The organism is Patescibacteria group bacterium, assembly GCA_041661505.1.
In the GTDB taxonomy this organism is placed as follows: Bacteria; Patescibacteriota; Patescibacteriia; order Patescibacteriales; family JBAZCA01; genus JBAZCA01.
The window spans coordinates 387,425-408,991 of sequence record JBAZUF010000001.1 but is presented as its reverse complement, the minus strand read 5'-3'; the positions used below and the strand labels follow the sequence as shown (position 1 = coordinate 408,991).

Sequence of the window (21,567 nt, the reverse complement as noted above, 5' to 3'; positions counted from 1 at the left end):
CTAAAAATTTGAATTTTTGAATTTAAAATCGCTTCATTGGTGGGGCGATTTTTAAGGTTAATAGTATGGCTGAAGAAGTAATTTTACGGTTCGACGAAGTCGCATTTGAATACGAGGAAAAAAAGCCGATTTTGGACGCGGCCAGTTTTAGCGTGCGAAAAAGCGCGAAGATTACTTTAATGGGCCAAAATGGCGCAGGCAAGAGCTCGATGTTCGCTTTAATCATGGGTGAATTAAAACCCAAGTCCGGCCGGGTTTCGGTTGCGAATAACGCGACTATCGCGACTGCCCGCCAGGTAATGGCCCGGGAAGATTTGGACTTAACCGTGGAACAATATTTTGCCAAAGCTTTTGAGATCGTGCCCGGCAACTTAGCTAGCCGAATTTCTAAAGTATTAGAGGCGGTAAACCTGGATGTGCCAACTGACCGGCGCGTCGGCGACCTTTCCGGCGGCCAGCAAGCCAGGCTCTTACTGGCTTTCGCTTTAATCCAAAATCCGGATATCCTACTGCTTGACGAACCGACCAATAACCTGGACCAAGAGGGAATTGACCATCTAATTACCTTCTTAATCATGTACGATAAAACCGTGATCGTAATTTCTCATGACGCCGATTTCCTAAATTGCTTTACTGAAGGCGTTATTTATCTTGATGTTTTTACCAAAAAAATCGAAACTTACGTCGGCGATTATTATTCGGTAGTGGAAGAAATCAGTAAAAGGGTCGAGCGCGAGCAGAGAAAAAACGCCCAGTTAAAAAAACAGATTATCGACCGCAAGGAAAAGGTAAATTTTTTCGCCAATAAAGGCGGCAAGATGCGCAAGCTGGCCAAAAAATTAAAAGATGAAACTGCCGAGCTGGAAGAAGATATGGTTGACGTCCGGCAGGAAGATAGAACTATCCGGCCGTTCGATATTCCGACCCAAGAAATTGTTGGCGAAATCGTTAAGATTAGCGCCGTGAAGATTATCTATAACCACGAGCCGCAGATAAAAAAAGTCGATAAAACTCTCCGCAAAAAAATGCACCTCTTAGTAACCGGACCGAACGGAGTGGGCAAAAGCACGTTTTTACGCTCGCTTGTTTCGGGCAAAAATAAAGAAGCGAAAATTTTGGAGCAGGTAAGAGTCGGCTATTATAGCCAGGATTTTTCTAACCTCGATTTTAACCAGACGGTTTTTGAATCGCTCCAAAGCGTTTTGGCGGATGGTACTGACACTCAAACCATGCGCTCGGTCGCGGCCGGGTTTTTAATTACTGGCAGCCTGATGGGCCACAAGGTTTCCGAACTTTCGGAAGGGCAAAAAGGGCTCTTGTCTTTCGCGCGCCTTACGCTTATGCGGCCCGGACTCTTAATCTTAGACGAGCCGACCAACCATATAAATTTCCGCCATCTTCCGGTAATCGCCAAGGCGATTAACGAATACGAAGGGGCGCTCATTATGGTAAGCCACATGCCGGATTTTGTTAAAGAAATAAAATTTGACGAGGTTTTGGATTTGGGAAAAGTCTAGTTTTTAGTGAAATATTTCCGGCCCTGCTCCGCCTTTATTAGCGTACGCAATTTAAGAGCTATGTTTATCTATTGCCCTAAATGCAAAAACAAGCTAAAAACAGAAAAAAACCAGCATTGGTGCTCCGAATGCGGTTTCAAATATTATCGCAATCCGAGTCCGGCGGTCGGGGTAATTTTAGTAAACAGTAAGAATCAAATCTATCTCATTAAGCGGGCCAAAGATCCGCGGGCAGGCTTCTGGGATTCACCCGGCGGGTTTATTAATTTTTATGAAACCGCCGAAGAGGCGGCCCGGCGCGAAGTAAAGGAAGAGATCGGAATCCAAATCGGCGAACTCTATTACCTTGGATCTTACACGAACGATTATTTATACCACGATATCGAATACGCGCCCCTGGATTTATTCTTTTTTGCCAAGGCAGAATTCGATGACGCAAAAAAATTTGATTTAGAAGAGATTCTGGAAGGAAAATTTTTCGATCTGGAAGACCTTCCGATGGACAAGATCGCGTTCAAATCCAACAAAAAAGCTTTGAAGGAGTATTTAATAATTCACCGCTAAAAAATATGAAAAATATTTTAATAATACTTTTAGCGCTAGCAGTGATGGTTTTGGGCGGGTACCTGGTGCGGCGAAGCAGCCTAAAGACCGACACTAGATCGGCTGGAAATGCAGATACTTCTTTGCCAAACGACAATACGCCAGCCGTTTCCGATAACCCAGCGCCCGGTAAACCGGCTTCAGGCGGAGCCGCGGATCAAACCGCCGGCGATCCGGCCGGTAATTTCGGCGGTCGGGGGCTAACTGAATTTCCCAGAGAAGCGTTGGCTGATAAAAATATTAAAAAGCTGGTACTTTCCGGCAATAAATTAAAAACGCTTCCGTCTGAAATCGGCGAGCTCCAAAGCTTGGAAGAGCTTTATCTTGATAATAATAATTTGGAAGGCGCTTTGCCGGCTGAAATCAGAAAAATGGCAAAATTGCGGATTTTAGACGCGCACAATAATAATCTTACCGGCATCCCGGCCGAAATAGGCCAGCTGAAAAATTTAAGATTTATTAATTTTAGCGGCAATGAAATCGATACTATGCCGAATGAGATTGAAAATATAAAAGACAACCTTCAAATTCTGAATTTATCGGAAAATAAATACAATCTGGACTCTATAAAGTCAATTGAGGAAAAACTCCCTAATACGCAGGTAATATTTTAAGCCTGTCGGAAAATCGCTTTGCAGACGGGGCAGCTTTTTACCGGAAGAAATATCGCGTTTAAAAGAAAAGAGCGTCTGGCCGCCTTAATTTAACGAGCCGCGGCTCTTCATTAAAATTTAATTATACTGCTATAATAATAAGGTATCTTATTTTTAACAAAAAAGTATGCCTCAAAAATTATATTCTCTCCCGTCCTTGTCTTACGAGTATGGCGCGCTGGCACCGGTAATGAGCGAAGAGCAGTTAAAAATCCATCACGATAAACACCACGCCGCTTACGTTATTGGCGCGAACGCGATTTTAGAAAAGTTGGACAAAGTCCATAAGGGTGAAATAGAAATTGACATAAAAGCGGAACTGAAGGCCTTGTCTTTTAATATTGGCGGGCATGTTTTACACTCTTTATTTTGGGAAAATTTGGCTCCTGCCGGACAAGGAGGCGGCGGCGAGCCTTCGGGAAAACTGGCGGATAAAATAAAAGAGGATTTTGGCGATTTTAACCGCTTTAAAGATGAATTCAATAAAACCGGAATTTCAGTCGAAGGGTCGGGCTGGGCGGCTTTGGCTTATTGCCGGCTGACCGATCGCCTTCTGCTTATGCAAATAGAAAAACACAGCGTTAACCTTTACCCGAATTTTAATATATTGATGGTGGTTGACGCTTTCGAGCACGCTTATTACATAGATTACAAAAACGATCGGGCAAAGTTTTTCGCCTCAATCTGGGATATAATTAACTGGGAAAAAGTAAGCGAACGATTAGGATAAAAAAATAGCAAAAAGTGTTCTTTGGGAAATAAAAAACGCCCCGGGTTGGATCCGGGGGTTTTTAGTAATGGAATGCGAAAAAATAATTATTTAGCGTTTTTCCAAAGATAACTGAAAATCTCCTTCATCGCTTCGGCGATTTTTTCGTTTTTGATGATAACGCCGGACGGATTTTTTTTGTCATAGGCGACAATGGAAACTTTTGAGCCGTAGATATTTACGTCAATATTTAAGTCTTTAAACAATTTGATGAATTTCATCTCTCTAAGCATCTTTTTCGCGTCTTTTAATTCCTTTCTTCCTTCCGCGCTTTCGGGAATTAAGTTTTTTATCCAAACGCCGTGCCCGATTCTTGCCGGCAAATACTCTTGGCGGAAAAATTCACCCAAGTTTTCGTAGGCGCTATGGTAATCGGTAATTCCGTAAATTAATTTTTTCGGGTTGTCGCGCCAGGTATCGGCGTAAAGGCTTCTGATTCCTTCGATTCCTTCAAAACATTTCATCTCTGAAAAAAGGGACGCTTTTTTATTTTTTGCTTGTTCGCCTACCCAATGCAAAAGCTCGCGGTTGTTTTTTTTCAGCTCTTTTTCTTTCCTTTCAGCCCAAAGCGCGAATTCTTCTTTTGAAATCGGCTGGAACCGAATTTTTCCCTCGACTTTGATTTTTGAAACCAAACCCTTGTCAGCGAGCTTTTCCAGGATGGGGTAGAGGGTGGTCCGGTTAATTAAGGTTTCTTTGGCGATTTTTTGGATTGAACAGTCTTCCAGCTTATACAAGCCGGATAAGACTCTTTTTTCGTTGTCATTTAGGTAGTTATTCATTTGCTTTAGCCTAGGTCATTTGTCAAATGTTGTCAACAGTTTGACAGTCTTTTACCTTCTTACTATGTTTTACCATGTCCATTATAGGGATGGATGCGGTCTTTAAAATATGCTGACAATGGATGAAAGGATATTAAAAATGCAACTCAAGGAACTGATTAAATTTAAGAAAGATGATGGAATAGTTATTCGAGGCCCAAACGTTCAGTCGAAAGCAATTATCAACCCAGCGCGCCATTTAAAGTATTATTCGGTTAACAAGGAAACCGAAGAAATCATGGCCCATAATCTCAAATGGGTGAAGAACGGCGAGGGAGATCCGCGTTTCCAGTTTGTCTACATTATGCTACCTACCTCCTGTAACCAAGTCTGCCGCGGCTGTTTTACCGGTCAGGATAAATCCAAATTGTTGGCCAATCTGGATGGCCCATTTTTTAGAAACGAGGAGCTTGAGGCAATACTCGGTACAGCCAAACAGGTTGGCGTTCAGGCCGTGATCTACGCCGGTGGAGGCGAACTTTTTACCTGGAAGAGCGCCTTTGATTATATTGACCGGATTATCGGACATGGGCTGGGAATGGTGATATTTACCAACGGAACCTTACTCTCAAACGCGGAAATAGCTTGGGTGAACGACCGGAATATCGCTTTGATCATATCGATCCGCGATACGATCGAAGCGAAGCATAACCAGCTCGTCGGGCGGCCGCATTTCCGGTTGGCTTTGAAAACGATTGAAGAATGCTTACGTCTGGGAATGCAGGGTGACGGGAGGCTGGCGGTTGAAATGCCGGTTACCATTAACAACGAGAATCGGGCGTTAAATGACCTCTTACCATTCTGCCGGGCGCTTGGCATTGTTCCCTGGATTGAGGAATTTATTCAGATCTCGACTTCAAATGAAGAGCAATCAGTCTGCCATGATTTTGGCCGGGCCCGTGAATTTTTCCAAAAAATGGCGGCCAAAGACGCCGAACTGGGAATTGTCTGGTCGCCGGAACACGGTACGCGAATGATTGATCAGCCGCAATGTCGCCGTCCGCTTTATTCGTTCACTGTTTACCCGAACGGCGATGTAGTGGACTGCCCAAGTCATAGCCGGAAGTACGGAAATCTGAAAGAGGAGCCGCTCGAGCGCATCTTGGATTCTGAGCGGGTGAGGGAGGTATTTAGATTATTTGAGTATTGCCCCTGTTCAGTTTTTTATACTGACGGGGATGAACAAATTCCATTGGCACTGCCTGATTACCTGGAGGAGTTGAGATGAGGCCGATAATGACAGAAAAAGAAAAAAATTTCCAAGTTATGTTTATCCATCCCCACAAGACCCGCTTTAGGTTTCAATTAAAGCGGATCGGGATGCCCAGCGGCATTCTTCAATTAGCCGCCTGTCTTGAAGAAGCCGGTATAAGCGTTGCGTTTTTGGACGCGGCAGCCGAAGGATTCGAGAATGAGCATCTTACCGGCGAAGTTTCCCCGATCGACGGAGAGCCTATTCTTCGTTACGGGCTGGAAATCGAAGAGATTCTGAACCGGATCGCAGCGGTTAAACCGGCTATTATCGGCTTGTCCTCCCTTACTACGTCCCAGTCCGATGTGGATGTTGAGCTGGGCAGGGCAATCAAGAAAGCCTTCCCCGAAATAACGGTAGTTACCGGCGGCTACCACGCCTCAACCAAGCCCGAGCAGTCTCTGGCTACCGGCGCTTTCGATTATTTGGTTAAGGGTGAAGGCGAGATTGCTTTCACTAGTCTGGTCAAGTCGCTTCTTGGCGGCGATCCGCCCAAGGAAAGGGTTGTTCAGGGCCAGCCGGTGATAAACCTGGATAGTCTGCCGTTGCCAGCTTATCATCTGGTTCGCAATATCCAGTACGGAGGCGAGCGGTTCCATGGTGGAAAGGCGCGAAATACGAAAGTTGCGGAGGTTTTCACAACTCGGGGCTGTCCATATAATTGTGATTTTTGCGCGGTGGAAACCGTGCACGGCCACAATCATCGCGCATATTCTCTGGAGTACGTGCGGCGCCTTTTCGACAAGCTCATGGAGGAAGGCTATAAAGAAGTCGTCATTGAAGACGACAACTTCATGGCCAATCCTAAGCGAGCCGTCCAGATAGCCGAGTTGCTCCATGAAGCGCGGTTGGACTGGACAGCCATCGGCGGAATTGGCATCCGCCAGCTTACCGTCCAAACAAACCAGAGCCTGGTCGTTAACCAGGAGTTGATTCAAAAAATGGCCGCTTGCGGCTGTTACCGGATCTATCTGGCGGTTGAAAGCGCCAGCCGGGAAACTCTCCGGTCGGTTAACAAGGGCAATCTTTATTGCGATCCGAAGATCGCAGAGCAGGTTGTGATGGCGCTTAATTCCGCTGGCATTGAAGTTTATGGCGGATTCATGATCGGCTTCCCGTCCGAGACCATGGAAGATGTGGAAAAAACAGTGCGCTATGCCGCCCGCCTTCGCGAGTGCGGCATGAAGTGCGCCGTCCTCTTCTTTGTCACTCCGCTTCCCGGTACGGCGTTGGGCCAGCAGCTGGAAAAAGCAATAGTTGGGTGCCAAGCTGACTATTGTTACGAAAGAAGTAACTACAATTCTCCTCATATCAAGGCGAAAACCTTGAACAGGGAGAGACGCAGGCTTCTTATTATCGCCAATGGCCCGGAACTGGTTCGGGCATGGGAAAGCGGAGGTCCCTGGCCGACCTAGATTCTTAGATTAGATCTTTAAAGTCTGACAGGCGACGCTCACCTGTCTTGATGCAAAACGCCCATAGATTTATCACGGGCGTTTTTTCTTTATTTATTACTAAACTAGAGCTTGAATAGTTTCTCGATAGCAGCAATTCCCGTTAAAAGTTTTGGGGTCGTGGCAGGGAAATTTTTCGATTATTATTTTTCGCAGCTCTTTGATGGAGTGGGTTTTTATATTGCCGACGATGTTTTCGTTGCCGACGCAGGGCGAGACCCGGCCGTCGCCATAAATGCACATAAATTCGACACAGCGGGAAGTAAGGAAGTTGTTATGTATTTCATGATGGAAGCCGTATTCTTCGTCAACTCTTTTTACAATTTTCTGGATTTGCCTTTTTTCCTCTTTGGCAAGCAATAGAGATTTATCAAAATTATTGCGGCCGCTCCGGCCAGAAGGGAGATAAAAAGAAAAGATTACCCATAAATTATTTTCCCGGCAATATCTTAAAGTTTTTTCCACCTCGCGCATATTTTTCCGGCAGACCACCATGTCGAAGCCGAGCCGCGTGGTGCCATCAGCTGCCGGTTTATTAAATCCTTCTTCAATTAGCATTTGTATCGCTTCGTTTCTTTGATCAAAATACTTTCCGGTTTTGTCGCCGACTACCCAGTTTTGAAAATCCTTATTCCAGAGGCTGTCGCATTTAGGGCAGACCGAAGCGCTGGTCGCGCTTATTCTCTTTACAAAATCCCTGTCCCTAAGCTTGGTAGCCGCATCGGTAAAAATTATCGGCTGGATGCCTTTTTTCGCCGTATATTCAATTATCTCGAAAAAATCCTGATCTAAAGTCGGTTCGCCCTCGCCTAAGTAGTCAATGGCGATAGTTTTCATTTCCGCGAGCTGGTCAATTATATTTTTTATCTCCTTTAGGGTTAAGGTCTTTTTTAACTTGTCGGTAAAACAATGGAAGCAGTCGTGCAGGCAGGCCGGAGTCATGGCTCTAAAATCAACCACCGGAAGGGAAGAAGCGTCCTTAAAATGCTCTTCAGTAATATTCCAGCCTTTTAAGACTGCGCCAATACCGATTGGCACCCGGCCCAAGCCAAAATATTTTTCTTTGGTTAATTCTCTTTTCATAAAACCCACCTCTCTAGTTAGCATAGACAAATTATAGGCATAATAATTTAATCTGTCCTTAATGGGGACATATTATATTAATTATTGACAATTAATGAGCTAATATTATACATTATTAATGACGACCTTTTTGACGACATAATTTATAATTAATATAAAATTTATGCTAAACTTAGAAGACATCGGCTTAAACAAAAAAGAAGCCCAGGTATATTTAAGCCTTCTAGAGCTAGGGGAATCATCTATCCAGCGCCTTTCCGAAAAATCAAAGATAAAAAGAACTACTCTTTATGACGTTATTGCAACTTTAAAAGAAAAAGCTTTGGTAGGCATTACTTCAAGAAAAAGTAAGAAGTATTATTACGCCGAGGACCCGCGGAAAATTGAGGGGCAAATTGAAGAAAAAAAAGAAAAATTTTTAAGAATGCTTCCGGAGCTCCTTTCGGTCTGCAACTTTATTGATCGGAAACCGAAAATCAGATATTTTGAAGGGATGGAAGGAATTAAAGAAGTGTACCGCGATACTCTAAATTATCCAAAATCGGAAACTATGGCTTGGGCTTCGCCTGAAGTGGCGACGAAATTCGATTTTGAATGGCTAAAAAGTTACATTGCCAAAAGGGTGGAAAAGAAAATCTGGCAGAGAGCGCTTTTTCCTGACCTGCCGGCCTTAAGAGGATTGAAAGATGATGATCAAAAACAGTTCCGTAAAACCCTTATGATCCCGCCCCAAGATTTTCCTTTTGACGTGGAAATAAATTTATACGCCAAAAGTAAAATCGGCTTTATGTCTTTCGAAGAGCAGATCGGATTAATTGTTGAGAGCCCGAAAATTTACAATACTCTAAAGAGTGTCTTTGAAATGAACTGGAAGTTATTTGAGAAGACAAATTAATTAATTGTTTGTAGTCAAGCGAAAAACATCTCCGACTAAACGGAGGTGTTTTGTTGAAAATTTTTTTACCTTTAGTAGCTATAGCCCCGGCCCCACATCGGCATCGGGACGGCGTGGAATACTCCGCCGGCAATCAGGGCGGCGACCAGGCCGATAATGATTATGGTAAAGAGGATGACGATAATGATTGACGCCCAGTTACGGCCGGTAAAAAAGGAAAGGCCGAGGAAGATTATTAGGAGCGGCCAGAGCTTTTCCCATTCAATATTAAAGCTGGCCGGGAGAAAGCCTAAATTTTTAGCAAGATATAAGAGGCCCAGGCCGATTAAGAATAATCCGAAAAAGAGTTTACCCGGGTTAAACCCGCCGCGGTGGCCGTTGCAACAACCGCCATGGCGATGGTGGTGATGGGAGTGATGGGGATGGGGGTGGCTCCAGCCTTTATTTTGCTCCGCCTCTTTTTCCTTTTTTTGATCAGTTGATTCAGGATTCTCTTTTTCTTTAAATTCGCCTTCTTGGAAATCCATATTATTGTTTATGCTTAATTAATAAGACTAGGCCGAGAAAAATAAATAGAAGCGGCCAGAGCATTCCCCAGCCGAACCAGCCGAAGATGAAAGGAAAAATTTCCTTCAGGAGGAGTAATATCCCAAAGAAAACGATTATCAGGCCGAAGATGTTTCTCATTCCCTGCCTCGGCTCTTCCGCGTTTACGCTTTCCCAATGCCGGGAAGCTCTAAACTCTTCCGCCATTTCCTTGGCCTTGGCGCCGACGTCATGGGCAAACTCCCGCACTTTTTCTTCCCGGAAAAACGGTTCACCGGTTGCCGGGCCTGATGAATCTGATGAAGCGGATTGGCTTTGGCCGGACGGCTGGCCGGCTGACTGATATCCAGGCTGGCCGGGCGCTGGCTCCAAGGGAATTACCAAAGCCAGAATCAAATAAATTATTATGCCAAAGCCGTTAAAGGCCAGTAAGATAAAAATAATTCTAATGATCGTGGCGTCAAAATGAAAATAATCCGCCACTCCGCCCGCTACGCCGAAAATTATCCGGTCAGTCCGGGAACGGTATAATTTTGAATCTTGAATGCTCATAAATTTAAGTAATAATAAGGTATAAGTTTTATGGTTTTAATATACCATAAAAATCCGGGAATGCAACCGGGGCGAGAGATATTATTAAGAAAGCGGATTGACACCTTTATGGCAATTTGTTATTATGTGAATAAGCTAGTTTAAGACTTTTAAACTAGCCTTTTTTATTAAAAATAAGGAAGAGTTAACAGTTGCTCCTATTTTTCTTGAACTCCCGGACGGGCGTGCATGATTATGCGGAGATAAACAATATATGTCGGAAATTTCAAACGCGATAAAACAAATTTGTTCAGAAAAAGGATTAAGCTATGACGCCGTTTTGGTTACGATTGAGGCGGCTTTGGCGGCGGCCTACCGCAAAGACTTTGGCAATCGGATGCAAAACATCAAGGTTGAATTTGACCCGGAAACGGCCCACATCAAAGCTTATGACGTTAAAACCGTTGTTCTTGATTTGACCGAAGAGGAATTGAAAGCCGAGGAAGAGGCGCGGGCGAAAATGGCGGAAAGAGCTGAAGAGGCGAGAGAAGGCAAGCCGAAAAGAAAATCCAGAGAAGAGGAAAAGCCAGTCGAGCTTGAAGTTAAACCGGCCGGGGGTGCCGAAGTTCCGGGAGCCGAAACCGGGGAAGAAGCAAGGAAGTTTAATCCTAAAACCGAAATTCAGCTAAAAGACGCTTTAATGCTGAAAAAAGACGCCCAACTCGGTGAAGAAATTAGGATGCCGCTGGAAGTGCCGGGCGAATTCGGGCGCATGGCCGCCCAGACCGCTAAGCAGGTTATTATCCAGAAGCTCCGGGAAGCCGAGCGCGACATGGTTTACGGCGAATTTAAAGATAAGGAAAAGGAAGTAGTCTCGGGCGTAATCCAGCGCCGCGAAGGCCGGGTGGTTTTAATTGATTTGGGAAAAGCTATCGGCATACTGCCCGCCGAAGAGCAGATTTACGGAGAGAATTACCGGCCGGGGCAAAGGATAAAAATTTACGTCCGGGAAGTGAAGCTCGGACCCCGCGGAGCGGAGATAATCCTATCTCGCACTTCAGAAGAAATATTGCGCAAAGTTTTTTATCTGGAAATTCCCGAAATCGCGAACGGCCTAATTGAAATAAAAGCCGTGGCCCGCGAAGCCGGTTCCCGCTCAAAGGTAGCGGTCGCGACTGACGCTGAAAATGTTGATCCGATCGGCTCCTGTGTCGGCCAGCGCGGCTCCCGGATCCAGACTATCATTTCCGAGCTGGGCGGGGAAAAAGTCGATATTATCGAATTCGATTCTGCTCCGGAAAAATTCATTGCTAACGCCTTGTCGCCGGCCAAAATCGTAAGCATTGCGCTAAATACTGAAGAAAAACGGGCAACGGTTAGCGTTAACGCCGACCAGTTTTCTTTAGCGATCGGTAAAAGCGGGCAAAACGTCCGTTTAGCCGCCCATCTAACCGGCTGGAAAATTGATATCGAGGAAAGCAAGAAAGCCAAGGAGGAATCCGCCTCTCCGGCGGACGGGGAAGGTGAAGAAGAACTGGACGGGGAAAAAGCGGAAAGCGCTAAACCTGCCGGAGGCGCGGATGGTGAAGCTAATAGCAAGGCTGAAGAGGCAGAGATGCCTGAAGAAAAACCCGAAGCCGAAGTATCCGTTGATGAAAAAAAAGAGAAAAAAACCAAAAAGAAACCGGCTAAAAAGAAAAAAGCGGCTGAAGCCAAGGAAGCTGAAGCCGAGACAGAAGAGTAAATTATAATTTAAATAAATTTAATCTAATTCGCTCGTCCGCCCAGAGCGGACTCGAACAAGCCGAATTATGAACACGATTTTCTTCGCTATTTTCGGAAGCGCGATCCTGGCCATTATTTATGGTGTGGTTTTAATCAGGATCATTTTAAAGCTTCCCTCCGGCAATGACAAAATGCAAGCCATTGCCAAAGCCATCCAAGAAGGCGCTAAAGCTTACTTGAACCGGCAGTATCGGACCGTGGCGATTGTCGCCGTTGTCCTTTTTCTCATTATCGGTTTTGTTCCGGGCTTAGGCTGGACAACCGCCGTTGCTTTTTTAATCGGCGCGGTTTTATCCGGCGCTACCGGTTATATCGGTATGAATGTTTCGGTCCGGGCTAATTTAAAAACCGCCGAAGCCGCCCGGTCAGGGCTTAAAAAAGCTTTGGCAGTCGCGGTGCAGGGCGGAAGCGTTACCGGCATGTTAGTCGTTGGACTTGCTTTACTCGGCACAGCCGGATTTTATTTTGTTACCAAAGATGTCCACGCCTTAATCGGTTTAGGTTTTGGCGGATCTTTAATTTCTATTTTTGCCCGTTTAGGCGGCGGAATTTTTACCAAAGCCGCTGACGTCGGAGCCGACTTAGTCGGTAAGGTGGAAGCCGGAATTCCGGAAGACGATCCGAGAAACCCGGCCGTAATCGCTGATAATGTCGGCGATAACGTCGGCGACTGCGCCGGCATGGCCGCTGACCTTTTTGAAACTTACGTGGTAACGACCATCGCCGCTATCATGCTCGGCTCTCTTCTTTTCGCCGGTTTTGATAACGCTATTATTTATCCTTTGGCTTTAGGCGCAGTTTCCATTATTGCCTCAATCATCGGCACCTTTTTTATCCGATTGGGACAAAGCCAAAACATCATGAACGCTTTATACAAGGGTTTGATCGCGGCCGGAGTTTTATCGGCCATTGCCTTTTATCCGGTAACCAATTACTTCATGAGCGCCAATCCGGATTATAGCGTTATGAATATTTACCTAGCTTCCTTAATCGGCTTGGCCGTAACCGCCGCTTTGGTAATAATTACCGAGTATTATACTTCAACTAAATATAAGCCGGTAAAAGACATTGCCCAGGCCTCGGAAACCGGACACGGCACCAACATCATTACTGGCTTGGCCGTTTCCATGAAATCCACTGCTTGGCCGGTTATCGTAATTGTAGCCGCGATTTTAGCGTCCTATAATTTAGCCGGAATTTACGGCGTGGCGATCGCCGCTATGGCCATGCTATCCATGGCCGGCATCATCGTTACTATTGACTCTTACGGCCCGATTACCGATAACGCCGGAGGGATTGCCGAAATGGCGGAGATGGGAGAGGATGTCCGAAACGTTACCGATCCTTTAGATGCGGTCGGCAATACAACTAAAGCCGTTACCAAAGGCTATGCTATCGGATCAGCCGCTTTGGCCGCTTTAGTGCTTTTTGCCGATTTTACCCACGCTTTGCCGGTTGGTAAATTTACTTTTGACATATCTAACCCCGGAGTCCTGGCCGGATTATTTATCGGCGGACTGCTTCCATATTATTTTGGCGCTTTGTCCATGCAAGCGGTCGGCCGGGCGGCCGGCGCGGTAGTGCAAAATGTCCGCGACCAGTTTAAAGCCAAGCCGGGCATTATGGCCGGCACGGAAAAACCGGATTATGGCCAGACCGTGGATATCGTTACTAAAGCGGCGATCCGGGAAATGATTATCCCGGCCCTGATTCCAGTGCTTGCGCCAATCTTGGTGGGTTTTGTCTTAGGTATTGAAGCTTTAGGCGGGCTTTTAGTCGGCTCAATCATCACCGGAATCTTTGTCGCTATATCTATGACTTCGGGCGGCGGAGCCTGGGATAATGCCAAGAAATACATTGAATCCGGAAACTTCGGCGGCAAAGGGAGCTTTGCCCACCAGGCGGCGGTTACCGGCGATACGGTCGGCGACCCTTATAAAGATACGGCCGGGCCGGCGATTAACCCGATGATCAAGATTTTGAATATCGTCGCCTTACTCATCATCGGATTACTCTTAGCTTAAACTTCGTTTTTTAAAAGAGGCGGGCATAGTCTTTTTCAAAGACGTAAAATTTTTTCCTGCGAAAAATTTTACTCCGATTTTTGGCAAATTCCGCCTGGGCGGACCAAGCAATTTGCCAAAAATAGGCTTCTCAAAAGACTATGCCCGCCTCTATACATATTGATTATGAATGTTCAAAAACAAAATTTAGGTAAATCACAGGTGGAATTGACCGTAGAAATATCGGTGGAAGAATTCGCGCCGTATGTCGAGAAGGCGGTGGAAAAAATCGCTAAAGACATAAAAATTGACGGATTTAGACCCGGGCACGCTCCGGCCGACATGGTGAAAAAGAAAGTCGGGGAGATAACTATCCTGGAAGAAGCGGCTAATCTAGCGATTAATAAAACTATCGGCGAGGTGTTCCGCGAACACCTGAAGGACGAACAGCCGATCGGCCAGCCAGACGTCAGAATTACCAAACTAGCGCCCAATAACCCCATGGAATACAAGGTGGCGGTCGTATTACTACCAAGCGTGGAATTGGGAGAATATAAAAATTTTGGTTTGAAAAAAGATGAGGTGAAAGTTAGCGATGAAGACGTCAATAAAGTCGTTGACCAGCTAAGGGAGATGAAAGTTAAGGAAACGCCGGTCGAGCGGGAAATAAAAGAAGGGGATAAGGTTATCGCTGACATTGAAATGTTTTTAGATAAAGTGCCGATTGAAGGCGGCCAGGGGAAAAACGCTTTTGTCATTATCGGCAAGTCAAACATTGTTCCGGGCTTGGATAAAAAATTAATCGGCGGAAAAAAAGGCGACACCCGGGAATTCAGCCTGCCTTACCCAGATAACTTCCATCAGAAAAATATAGCCGGAAAAATGGTTGAATTCCGGGTGAAAATAAATGACGTATTCGAGCGGGAGATTCCGGAGCTGGATGATGACTTAGTAAAAACTTTTGGCGCTAAAAATCCCGAGGAGCTTAAAAAAAATATCGCCGATAGCTTAAAGCAGGAAAAGAATCAGCAAACGGAAGTAAAGCTGGATGCCGATATCATGGAAAGAATCGTCAAAGGCTCTAAGTACGGCGATATCCCCGAAACGTTAGTTAATGAAGAAGCCCACGCCTTAATGCATGAGATTGAACACCAAATCCAGGGGCAGGGCGGAAAATTCGAAGACTATCTCGCGAGCCTAAAAAAATCCAAAGCCGAATTTATGCTGGACCTCGCGCCAGAGGCTATGCGGCGGGTAAAGATGGGCTTGGCTTTAAGGGAAATAATAAAGAAAGAAAAAATCGACGTTCCGATGGCTGAAGTAGATAAGCGCCAGGAAGAATTGATTAAGCAATACAAGGGCTACGAAAAGGTGGAAGAGCGGGTAAAGTCGGATGACTATAAAAGACAGCTTTATTCCGCCATGCTTAACCAAAAAGCGGTTGAAAATTTAAGAGAGTGGAATTTAGCTAATAAAGAAAAAGCGAGTGAAGAAAATATTGCCAGTAGGAAATAGATAATTTCCGGAATTGCGGCTGAACATGGTTATTTTTTCATGGTAACAACAATCTTAAAAATCCGTCCCGAACTGGGGCGGTTTTTTTGTCTTAATGGAAAGTTAAGGAGATTTTATCATAATATCAGGATATTTATTAATCAGGAAAATGCGTATATATAGTAGGGAAAATTATTATGAAAACTACTTATGAAAGTGCATCTGAAAAAACTTATCTTATCAGGCTTTGTAATCGCCGCCTTTGTTTTTTACTCGGCTTTTAACCGCTCCGCGGTAAAAAATACCGGCGGAGGATTGGTCCGGGCCGAAGAAAATAATTCTTCGGGGCCAGGCCAGCCGTCCGGCTTGGCGGGCTACAAAGACGGGCAATATGTTGGCGCCGCGTCCGACGCGTATTACGGCAATATCCAGGTTAAAGCCGTTATCTCCGGGGGAAAAATTACGGATGTGGTTTTTCTTGACCACCCCCAAGACCAGCAGACTTCAATACTGATAAATAACCAAGCCATGCCAATCCTGAAATCCGAAGCCATTAACGCCCAGAACGCCCAGGTCGATATAGTTTCCGGCGCTACCGATACGAGCCAGGCTTTTATCAGTTCGCTTTCTTCGGCCCTAAGCCAGGCATCGGGACAGACTTCGGTTCAGGCGGCCGGGAAATCTGATTCCGCGAATAATAGCGCTTCGCCCCGGGCTGCCGCCCCTTCTGCCCCTCCAGCTTCTTCAGTGCCGCCCTCTACAAAAATAACGGTAAAAAAACAAACAACCGCCTCTTCTCCGGCGTCTTCTTTAAAAGACGGGACTTATACCGGAGCTTCGTTTAATGTCTATTACGGCAATGTCCAGGTAAGGGCGACTATCGCGGGCGGGAAGATTACTAATGTCGCTTTTCTTGACTACCCCAAAGACCGGCAGACTTCGGTCTTGATAAACACCCAGGCTATGCCGATTTTAAAATCGGAAGCGATAAAAGCGCAAAATTCTAACGTTAACACTGTTTCCGGAGCGACCTATACCAGTACTGGTTTTAAACAATCTCTGGCTTCGGCTTTAAGCCAAGCCGCGGTTAAGACCCAAAGCCGGACGCAAGCCTCTGGCTCGCCAGCTCAAAGCCAAAACATAAGCCAGGCTCAAAGCCAGACTGTAAAACTCCCCCCGCCATCGCAGGAGGATGAAGGCGGGTATGAAGATGAGCGTGAATATGAAGACGATTAATTATTCTTTTTATGAAAGAGGCAAAGCCTTTGATGGGAACCGTAATTACTATTGAAATCGCCGACTCCGGAGCTGATTTAGGGGCGATGGAAAAAGCCTTTTCCTATTTTAGATACGTGGATGAGAAATTCAGCCCTTTTAAAGAGGAAAGTGAAATAACGAAAATCAACCAGGGAAAAATCGCCGAAGAAGACTGGAGCGAGGACATGAAGGAAATTTTCAAATTGGCGGAAATTACGAAGATTGAAACTGATGGCTTTTTTGATATCATGGCTGATGACGGCCGGATTAATCCTTCAGGAATTGTTAAAGGCTGGTCCATCCATAACGCCGCCCGGATATTACTGGATTTGAGGTACAAAAATTTTTACGTAAACGCCGGCGGAGACATTGAGGCTTACGGCAAAAATTCCCGAGAAGAGCCCTGGAGCGTAGGCATAAAAAATCCGTTTAACCAGGAGCAAATTGTTAAAGTGCTCCGTTTAAAAAATGCCGGTATAGCCACTTCCGGCACCTATATCCGCGGCCAGCACATATATAATCCTTTTAAAAGGGGAGAGCCGATTACGGAAATCGCGAGCCTGACGGTAATCGGACCGAATGCTTACGAGGCCGACCGGTTTGCTACTGCCTGCTTCGCCATGGGCAGAGACGGAATTTTTTTCATTGAGAAGCTCAAGGGCTTTGAAGGCTATATGATTGATAAAAACGGACGATCCACGTATACCAGTAATTTTCAAAAATATATTGACCCGAACAAAAATGAAGCTTAATTACTAGTTTGTCTTAAGTAAGTATGTTAAAAAGAATTGATAATTTCCTGAACAATATAACCATGTACCGGGTGACGCTTTACAGCCTGATATTTATCTGGCTCGCCGCCTTGGTCTTGAGCATTTTTAATGTTTTGTATTTTGCTCCGGCTGATTTAATTATTTCCGCCGCTTTTATACTCGCGGTTTGCGTTTTTTCCGATTTGGTTTTCGCTTTTGTTTTTGAGGCGCCGACCAATATTGATTCGGTATATATCACCGCCGCTATTCTCGCCCTGATAATTTCTCCAGTCAATCCGCTCGGAAACCTGGCCTTTCTCGCCTGGGCCGGGATTCTTGCCATGGCCTCAAAATACATAATCGCGCCCTATAAAAAGCATATTTTTAATCCGGCCGCGATCGCGGTCGCCCTGACCGCGGCGGCGATTAGCCAGCCGGCTAATTGGTGGATCGGCAACTTATATATGGCGCCCTTTGTGCTCATTGCCGGGCTGTTAGTAGTTAGGAAAATAAAAAGGTTTGACTTGGTTTTTACTTTTTTTATTGCCGCCTTGGTTTCTATTTCCCTGACTGGCCCCGCGAAAAACATTCCGACTTCGCTTTATCGCGCGGTTATTTCTTCGCCTTTAATGTTTTTTTCCTTTATCATGCTCACTGAACCAATGACTACGCCGCCGCGAAAAAGAATGAGAATTGTTTACGGCGCCCTGACCGGCCTTTTATTCGCACCGTCCATCCATATCGGCCCAATCTATTCCACCCCGGAACTGGCGCTCCTATTAGGCAACCTTTTTTCCTATTCAGTCGGCCCGAAGAAAAAATTCATTCTGGCCTTACTGAAAAAAAGAGAACTGTCGCCGGACATTTTTGAATTTTCTTTTAAGCCTGATTCAAAGGCGGTTTTTACGCCCGGCCAATATATGGAATGGACGCTTGGGCATAAGGGAGAGGACAGCCGGGGCATTCGGCGTTTTTTTACCCTGGCCTCTTCACCTACCGAAAAGGAAATCAAGCTCGGCGTAAAATTTTATCCCGAGCCGAGCAGTTTCAAGAGGTCATTCGCGTCTATGGGCGAGGGCAAGACTATTGTCGCTTCCCAGCTCGCGGGCGACTTTACGATGCCGGCCGACAGGAAGCAAAAATTGGTATTTATCGGCGGCGGCATCGGCATCACTCCTTTTCGGAGCATGATCAAATATCTCTTGGATACGAACGAGCCCCGGCCGATTGTCCTTTTTTATTCCAATAAATTCGCCCGGGATATAGTTTATAAGGACGTCTTTGACCAGGCTGAAGAGAAAATCGGCTTAAAAACGGTTTACCTGGTCACGGATAAGGACTCGGTTTTGCCAAATTGGTGTTATACCGGAAGGATTAATGAATCGATGATTATTAAGGAAGCGCCTGATTACCGAGAGAGGATTTTTTATCTTTCCGGCCCGCGGGGCATGGTACTCACCTTTGAAGAGCTTTTGAAAAAAATGGGTGTCAGGCGAAAACAAATCAAAACCGATTATTTTCCGGGGTTTGCTTAAAGCTATAAGCTTTCATGTTAAAGGCATCTTTTTATCAAAGAAAAAAGAGCCAATTGTCCGGACTGGCTCTTTATTTGAATTTTTGGCTGACCTAAGGCCAGCCACGGTTTAAAAGGAACGGTTAAAATTTTCGGATTCCAGGCCAAAACCGATGCCGTTTTTCGATTTCCGTCTTGAGTTTTTCAGCATAGCCGACGGTAGTATAAGGGTGATAGGCGCGGCCTTCATCAAAGAACTGCCAGACCGGCTCGGTTCCGAATTCCTCGGTTTCGTAAGGAAGGTTAGGGTTTGAGCTGGGATAGTCGGCCAGAATACTGTAAGACACGTAGTCCGGCTTTATTTCTCCAATCCGGTCAAGCGTCTTTTTAGCCCAATACCAGTCTTCCTCCTCGTTGTTATGGACTCCGAACATGACGTAGACGCCGATTTTCATCCCAATTTCTTTAGCAAACAGAGCTTTGGCAGTCACGTATTCGGGATCAATGCGCTTGCCAATCTTCCGGAGTGCATCAGGCGAAAGATTTTCCAGTGAAAAGGTGATATAGGAGCAACCGGCGACTACCATCAACTCCAAGACTTCGTCAGTTACTTCTTTGACCAGGGCGGTTTGGCAGCCCCATTCCAGAAAGTTAAGGCCGTTCGCGACTATCTGCCGGGAAAGTTCGGCGGTGCGCCGGGCGCTCGAGATGAAATTAACGTCGTTAAAGAAAAATGCCTCGTATCCAAGATCAGCAATTTTTTTCAGATGCTCAACCACCACCGGAACTTTCAGCGGAATGTAATCTTCGGTACCGCAGAAAAGACACCTCATATTACATCCCCTGGAAGACATGTATTGAACCATGCTCTTGCCCTCAAAAAGATGCTGGTCAAAACGGTAGCTCGGTTCATTCATGTCCAAGAGATGATAGGCCGGAAAAATCGTCCGCCAGTCGACCCGCATGTTTTTTCCGGTCATGATTTCAACCAAAGCGTTTTCGCCTTTCCGGTCGGTCACCACATGATCAATCCAGGGATACATTTTTCTGGTGATGTGTCCGCGGTAAGATTCGTGCGGGCCGCCGCTGATTGTAATGACTTGCGGGTACTGGTCATGGATTTGCTTCAGGGTGGCTTTGGCGCTGATGTTATTAGGCGTATAGCTCGTGATGCCGACATGGGTCGGGCAAAACTCACTCAATATTTTCTCCAGCTCCACAAAAGACCGCACGTTCAGGTCAAAGATTCTGACCGGAACAAAAGCTTCAATCGCGGCGGCCAGGTATGCCAAATTCAAGGGAGTCTGGCCGTTGATTTTTCTTTCAAAGTTCGGGTTGATAAGAAGCAGGCTACTCATGGCATGTCCTTTTTATGGTTTGAGGTTTTTTATTAAGGTTTGGGTTTTTAAAGGGCAGTCAAACTTTTTATAGCTTGACATATTAGTGTAACACATGAATAGTATTATGTCAATAATTTCGACAAAATAAGATAACAAGGAAGCTAATATTAGCGATAATAAAATAGCTATAATCTAGATTTTTTAAGGAATTTAATGGTTATTGTGATTAATTGCTCTTGACATTATTGTCAATTATGATATACTTAAAATGTAGTCGAAAATATCGACATTTTATGAAATATTAATAAATATGCTGGTTTCTACCCTGAAACAAATTGGACTAAATGAAAAACAAGCCCAGATATATGTAGCTTGCTTGGAGCTGGGCGAAACTTCGATAAAAGAGATAGCTAAAAAATCCGGGGTAAAGCGGACAACTATCTATGATTTTATTGATGATATGGTCAATTCCGGTTTTATTAAACAGACTGTGAAGGGCAAGAAGAAAAGATATGTTGCCACTGAACCGGATGAGCTAAAAATAGTTATTAAGAAAAGAGAGGCCTTATTATCCCAAATTCTTCCGCAGTTAAACTTAATCAATAATGTTGATCGAACCAAGCCTAAGATTTGGTTTTACAACGGAGTCGAGGGTTTAAAAGAAGTTTATTCGGATACGCTTAATTATAAGGGAGAGATTTTAGCTATTAGCGGGGAAGATGTTATTAAAGTAGTTGGTCTTGATTGGATTCTATCCTACGTTAAGAAAAGAGTTAAAAAGGGAATTCGGGTAAAAGGAATCGCCGCTACGACTGATTTTTTAAAAAAAGAAATAATGGACAAGGATAAGGAGCACTTGAGAGTTTCGAAATCAATTGATTATAAGAAATACCCGTTTCCGATCGAGATCAATATTTATGGCGGAAAAAGAGTATTCTTCGTTTCGGCCTTGGAGCAAACGGCGATAATTATTGAAGCGCCGGAGATCTATAAAGCCATGAAATCGTTTTTTGAAATGCTTTGGGATCATCTGCCAAAATAACATGCCAGCACAACCTTCTTGATCTAAAAGCTTGAGTTTGACAAAACCAGCTAAAATGCTATATTTATTCCAGTATGTCAAGAAAAAAGATGCTGACAATTCTAAAAAAATTCCAAAAAGCCCCGGAAAAAAGCAAGCTCCGCCGGGATTATTTTCGTGATTTTGAGAAAAAAATGATCTATCGCACCACCAAAACCGAAAATCCCGAGGTTACCTTTAGTATGGTAAAAAAAATATTAAATAAATTTTCAGCCTAA

The 21,567-nt window shown here is 45.0% G+C and carries 20 protein-coding genes; 15 read left to right on the top strand and 5 right to left on the bottom strand.

The genetic code is table 11. The features are described 5' to 3' along the window. Positions 1-65: 65 nt before the first annotated feature. The 4 genes from WC715_02085 (at position 66) to WC715_02070 (ending at position 3,503) form a co-directional block, all read left to right on the top strand. A complete protein-coding gene (locus WC715_02085; GenBank protein MFA6171232.1) occupies positions 66-1,517 on the top strand; it encodes an ATP-binding cassette domain-containing protein in 1,452 nt (483 codons plus the stop codon). Positions 1,518-1,577: 60 nt separating this feature from the next. After that, complete coding sequence (locus tag WC715_02080; protein MFA6171231.1) at positions 1,578-2,081, top strand: NUDIX domain-containing protein; 504 nt, start codon at positions 1,578-1,580, stop codon at positions 2,079-2,081. A 5-nt stretch (positions 2,082-2,086) separates the two neighbouring features. Continuing rightward, positions 2,087-2,734 carry a leucine-rich repeat domain-containing protein gene (locus WC715_02075; protein ID MFA6171230.1) on the top strand — a complete coding sequence of 216 codons (648 nt, stop codon included), beginning with the start codon at positions 2,087-2,089 and terminating at the stop codon, positions 2,732-2,734. A 166-nt stretch (positions 2,735-2,900) separates the two neighbouring features. Further along, positions 2,901-3,503: a superoxide dismutase gene (locus tag WC715_02070; protein ID MFA6171229.1), complete on the top strand. Its 603-nt coding sequence runs from the start codon at positions 2,901-2,903 to the stop codon at positions 3,501-3,503. A gap of 86 nt (positions 3,504-3,589) precedes the next feature. Here WC715_02070 and WC715_02065 read toward each other — a convergent pair whose 3' ends face one another. Continuing rightward, positions 3,590-4,324: a helix-turn-helix domain-containing protein gene (locus WC715_02065; GenBank protein ID MFA6171228.1), complete on the bottom strand. Its 735-nt coding sequence runs from the start codon at positions 4,322-4,324 to the stop codon at positions 3,590-3,592. Positions 4,325-4,433: 109 nt separating this feature from the next. Here WC715_02065 and WC715_02060 point away from each other — a divergent pair, with 109 nt between their 5' ends. Both WC715_02060 and WC715_02055 read left to right on the top strand, forming a co-directional pair. After that, entirely contained in the window at positions 4,434-5,591 is a 1,158-nt protein-coding gene (locus tag WC715_02060) for an SPASM domain-containing protein (protein ID MFA6171227.1), read from the top strand. Positions 5,592-5,629: 38 nt separating this feature from the next. After that, positions 5,630-7,030, top strand: a complete 1,401-nt coding sequence (locus WC715_02055; GenBank protein ID MFA6171226.1) for a radical SAM protein — start codon at positions 5,630-5,632, stop codon at positions 7,028-7,030. Between the two features lie 99 nt (positions 7,031-7,129). On the opposite strand, the gene WC715_02050 is transcribed toward WC715_02055, so the two are convergent. Next, entirely contained in the window at positions 7,130-8,152 is a 1,023-nt protein-coding gene (locus WC715_02050) for a radical SAM protein (protein MFA6171225.1), read from the bottom strand. Positions 8,153-8,315: 163 nt separating this feature from the next. Here WC715_02050 and WC715_02045 point away from each other — a divergent pair, with 163 nt between their 5' ends. Continuing rightward, on the top strand, positions 8,316-9,047 hold the full coding sequence (locus tag WC715_02045) for a helix-turn-helix domain-containing protein (GenBank protein ID MFA6171224.1): 732 nt from the start codon (positions 8,316-8,318) through the stop codon (positions 9,045-9,047). A gap of 71 nt (positions 9,048-9,118) precedes the next feature. Here WC715_02045 and WC715_02040 read toward each other — a convergent pair whose 3' ends face one another. Together WC715_02040 and WC715_02035 are read right to left on the bottom strand one after the other, a co-directional pair. Continuing rightward, positions 9,119-9,574, bottom strand: coding sequence for a DUF5668 domain-containing protein (locus WC715_02040; GenBank protein ID MFA6171223.1), 456 nt, complete (start codon positions 9,572-9,574; stop codon positions 9,119-9,121). A 1-nt stretch (position 9,575) separates the two neighbouring features. After that, the gene (locus WC715_02035; protein MFA6171222.1) at positions 9,576-10,145 is read right to left on the bottom strand and encodes a PspC domain-containing protein; all 570 of its coding nucleotides are present in this window, start codon (positions 10,143-10,145) and stop codon (positions 9,576-9,578) included. Between the two features lie 253 nt (positions 10,146-10,398). Here WC715_02035 and nusA point away from each other — a divergent pair, with 253 nt between their 5' ends. From nusA to WC715_02005, 6 genes are all read left to right on the top strand, one after another. Next, complete coding sequence (nusA, locus tag WC715_02030) at positions 10,399-11,868, top strand: transcription termination factor NusA (protein MFA6171221.1); 1,470 nt, start codon at positions 10,399-10,401, stop codon at positions 11,866-11,868. 67 nt (positions 11,869-11,935) lie between these two features. Then, positions 11,936-13,933, top strand: coding sequence for a sodium-translocating pyrophosphatase (locus WC715_02025; protein MFA6171220.1), 1,998 nt, complete (start codon positions 11,936-11,938; stop codon positions 13,931-13,933). Positions 13,934-14,098: 165 nt separating this feature from the next. Beyond that, on the top strand, positions 14,099-15,427 hold the full coding sequence (tig, locus tag WC715_02020) for a trigger factor (GenBank protein MFA6171219.1): 1,329 nt from the start codon (positions 14,099-14,101) through the stop codon (positions 15,425-15,427). Positions 15,428-15,616: 189 nt separating this feature from the next. Beyond that, complete coding sequence (locus WC715_02015; GenBank protein ID MFA6171218.1) at positions 15,617-16,642, top strand: FMN-binding protein; 1,026 nt, start codon at positions 15,617-15,619, stop codon at positions 16,640-16,642. Positions 16,643-16,653: 11 nt separating this feature from the next. Next, positions 16,654-17,415 (top strand): FAD:protein FMN transferase, encoded by a 762-nt coding sequence (locus WC715_02010; protein ID MFA6171217.1) that lies wholly within the window; start codon positions 16,654-16,656, stop codon positions 17,413-17,415. 23 nt (positions 17,416-17,438) lie between these two features. Beyond that, positions 17,439-18,950, top strand: a complete 1,512-nt coding sequence (locus WC715_02005; protein MFA6171216.1) for an RnfABCDGE type electron transport complex subunit D — start codon at positions 17,439-17,441, stop codon at positions 18,948-18,950. Between the two features lie 121 nt (positions 18,951-19,071). Here WC715_02005 and WC715_02000 read toward each other — a convergent pair whose 3' ends face one another. Further along, the gene (locus tag WC715_02000; protein MFA6171215.1) at positions 19,072-20,286 is read right to left on the bottom strand and encodes a radical SAM protein; all 1,215 of its coding nucleotides are present in this window, start codon (positions 20,284-20,286) and stop codon (positions 19,072-19,074) included. Between the two features lie 292 nt (positions 20,287-20,578). Between WC715_02000 and WC715_01995 the strand changes: the two genes are divergently transcribed. Together WC715_01995 and WC715_01990 are read left to right on the top strand one after the other, a co-directional pair. Further along, positions 20,579-21,310: a helix-turn-helix domain-containing protein gene (locus tag WC715_01995; protein MFA6171214.1), complete on the top strand. Its 732-nt coding sequence runs from the start codon at positions 20,579-20,581 to the stop codon at positions 21,308-21,310. 74 nt (positions 21,311-21,384) lie between these two features. Beyond that, a complete protein-coding gene (locus WC715_01990) occupies positions 21,385-21,567 on the top strand; it encodes a hypothetical protein (protein ID MFA6171213.1) in 183 nt (60 codons plus the stop codon).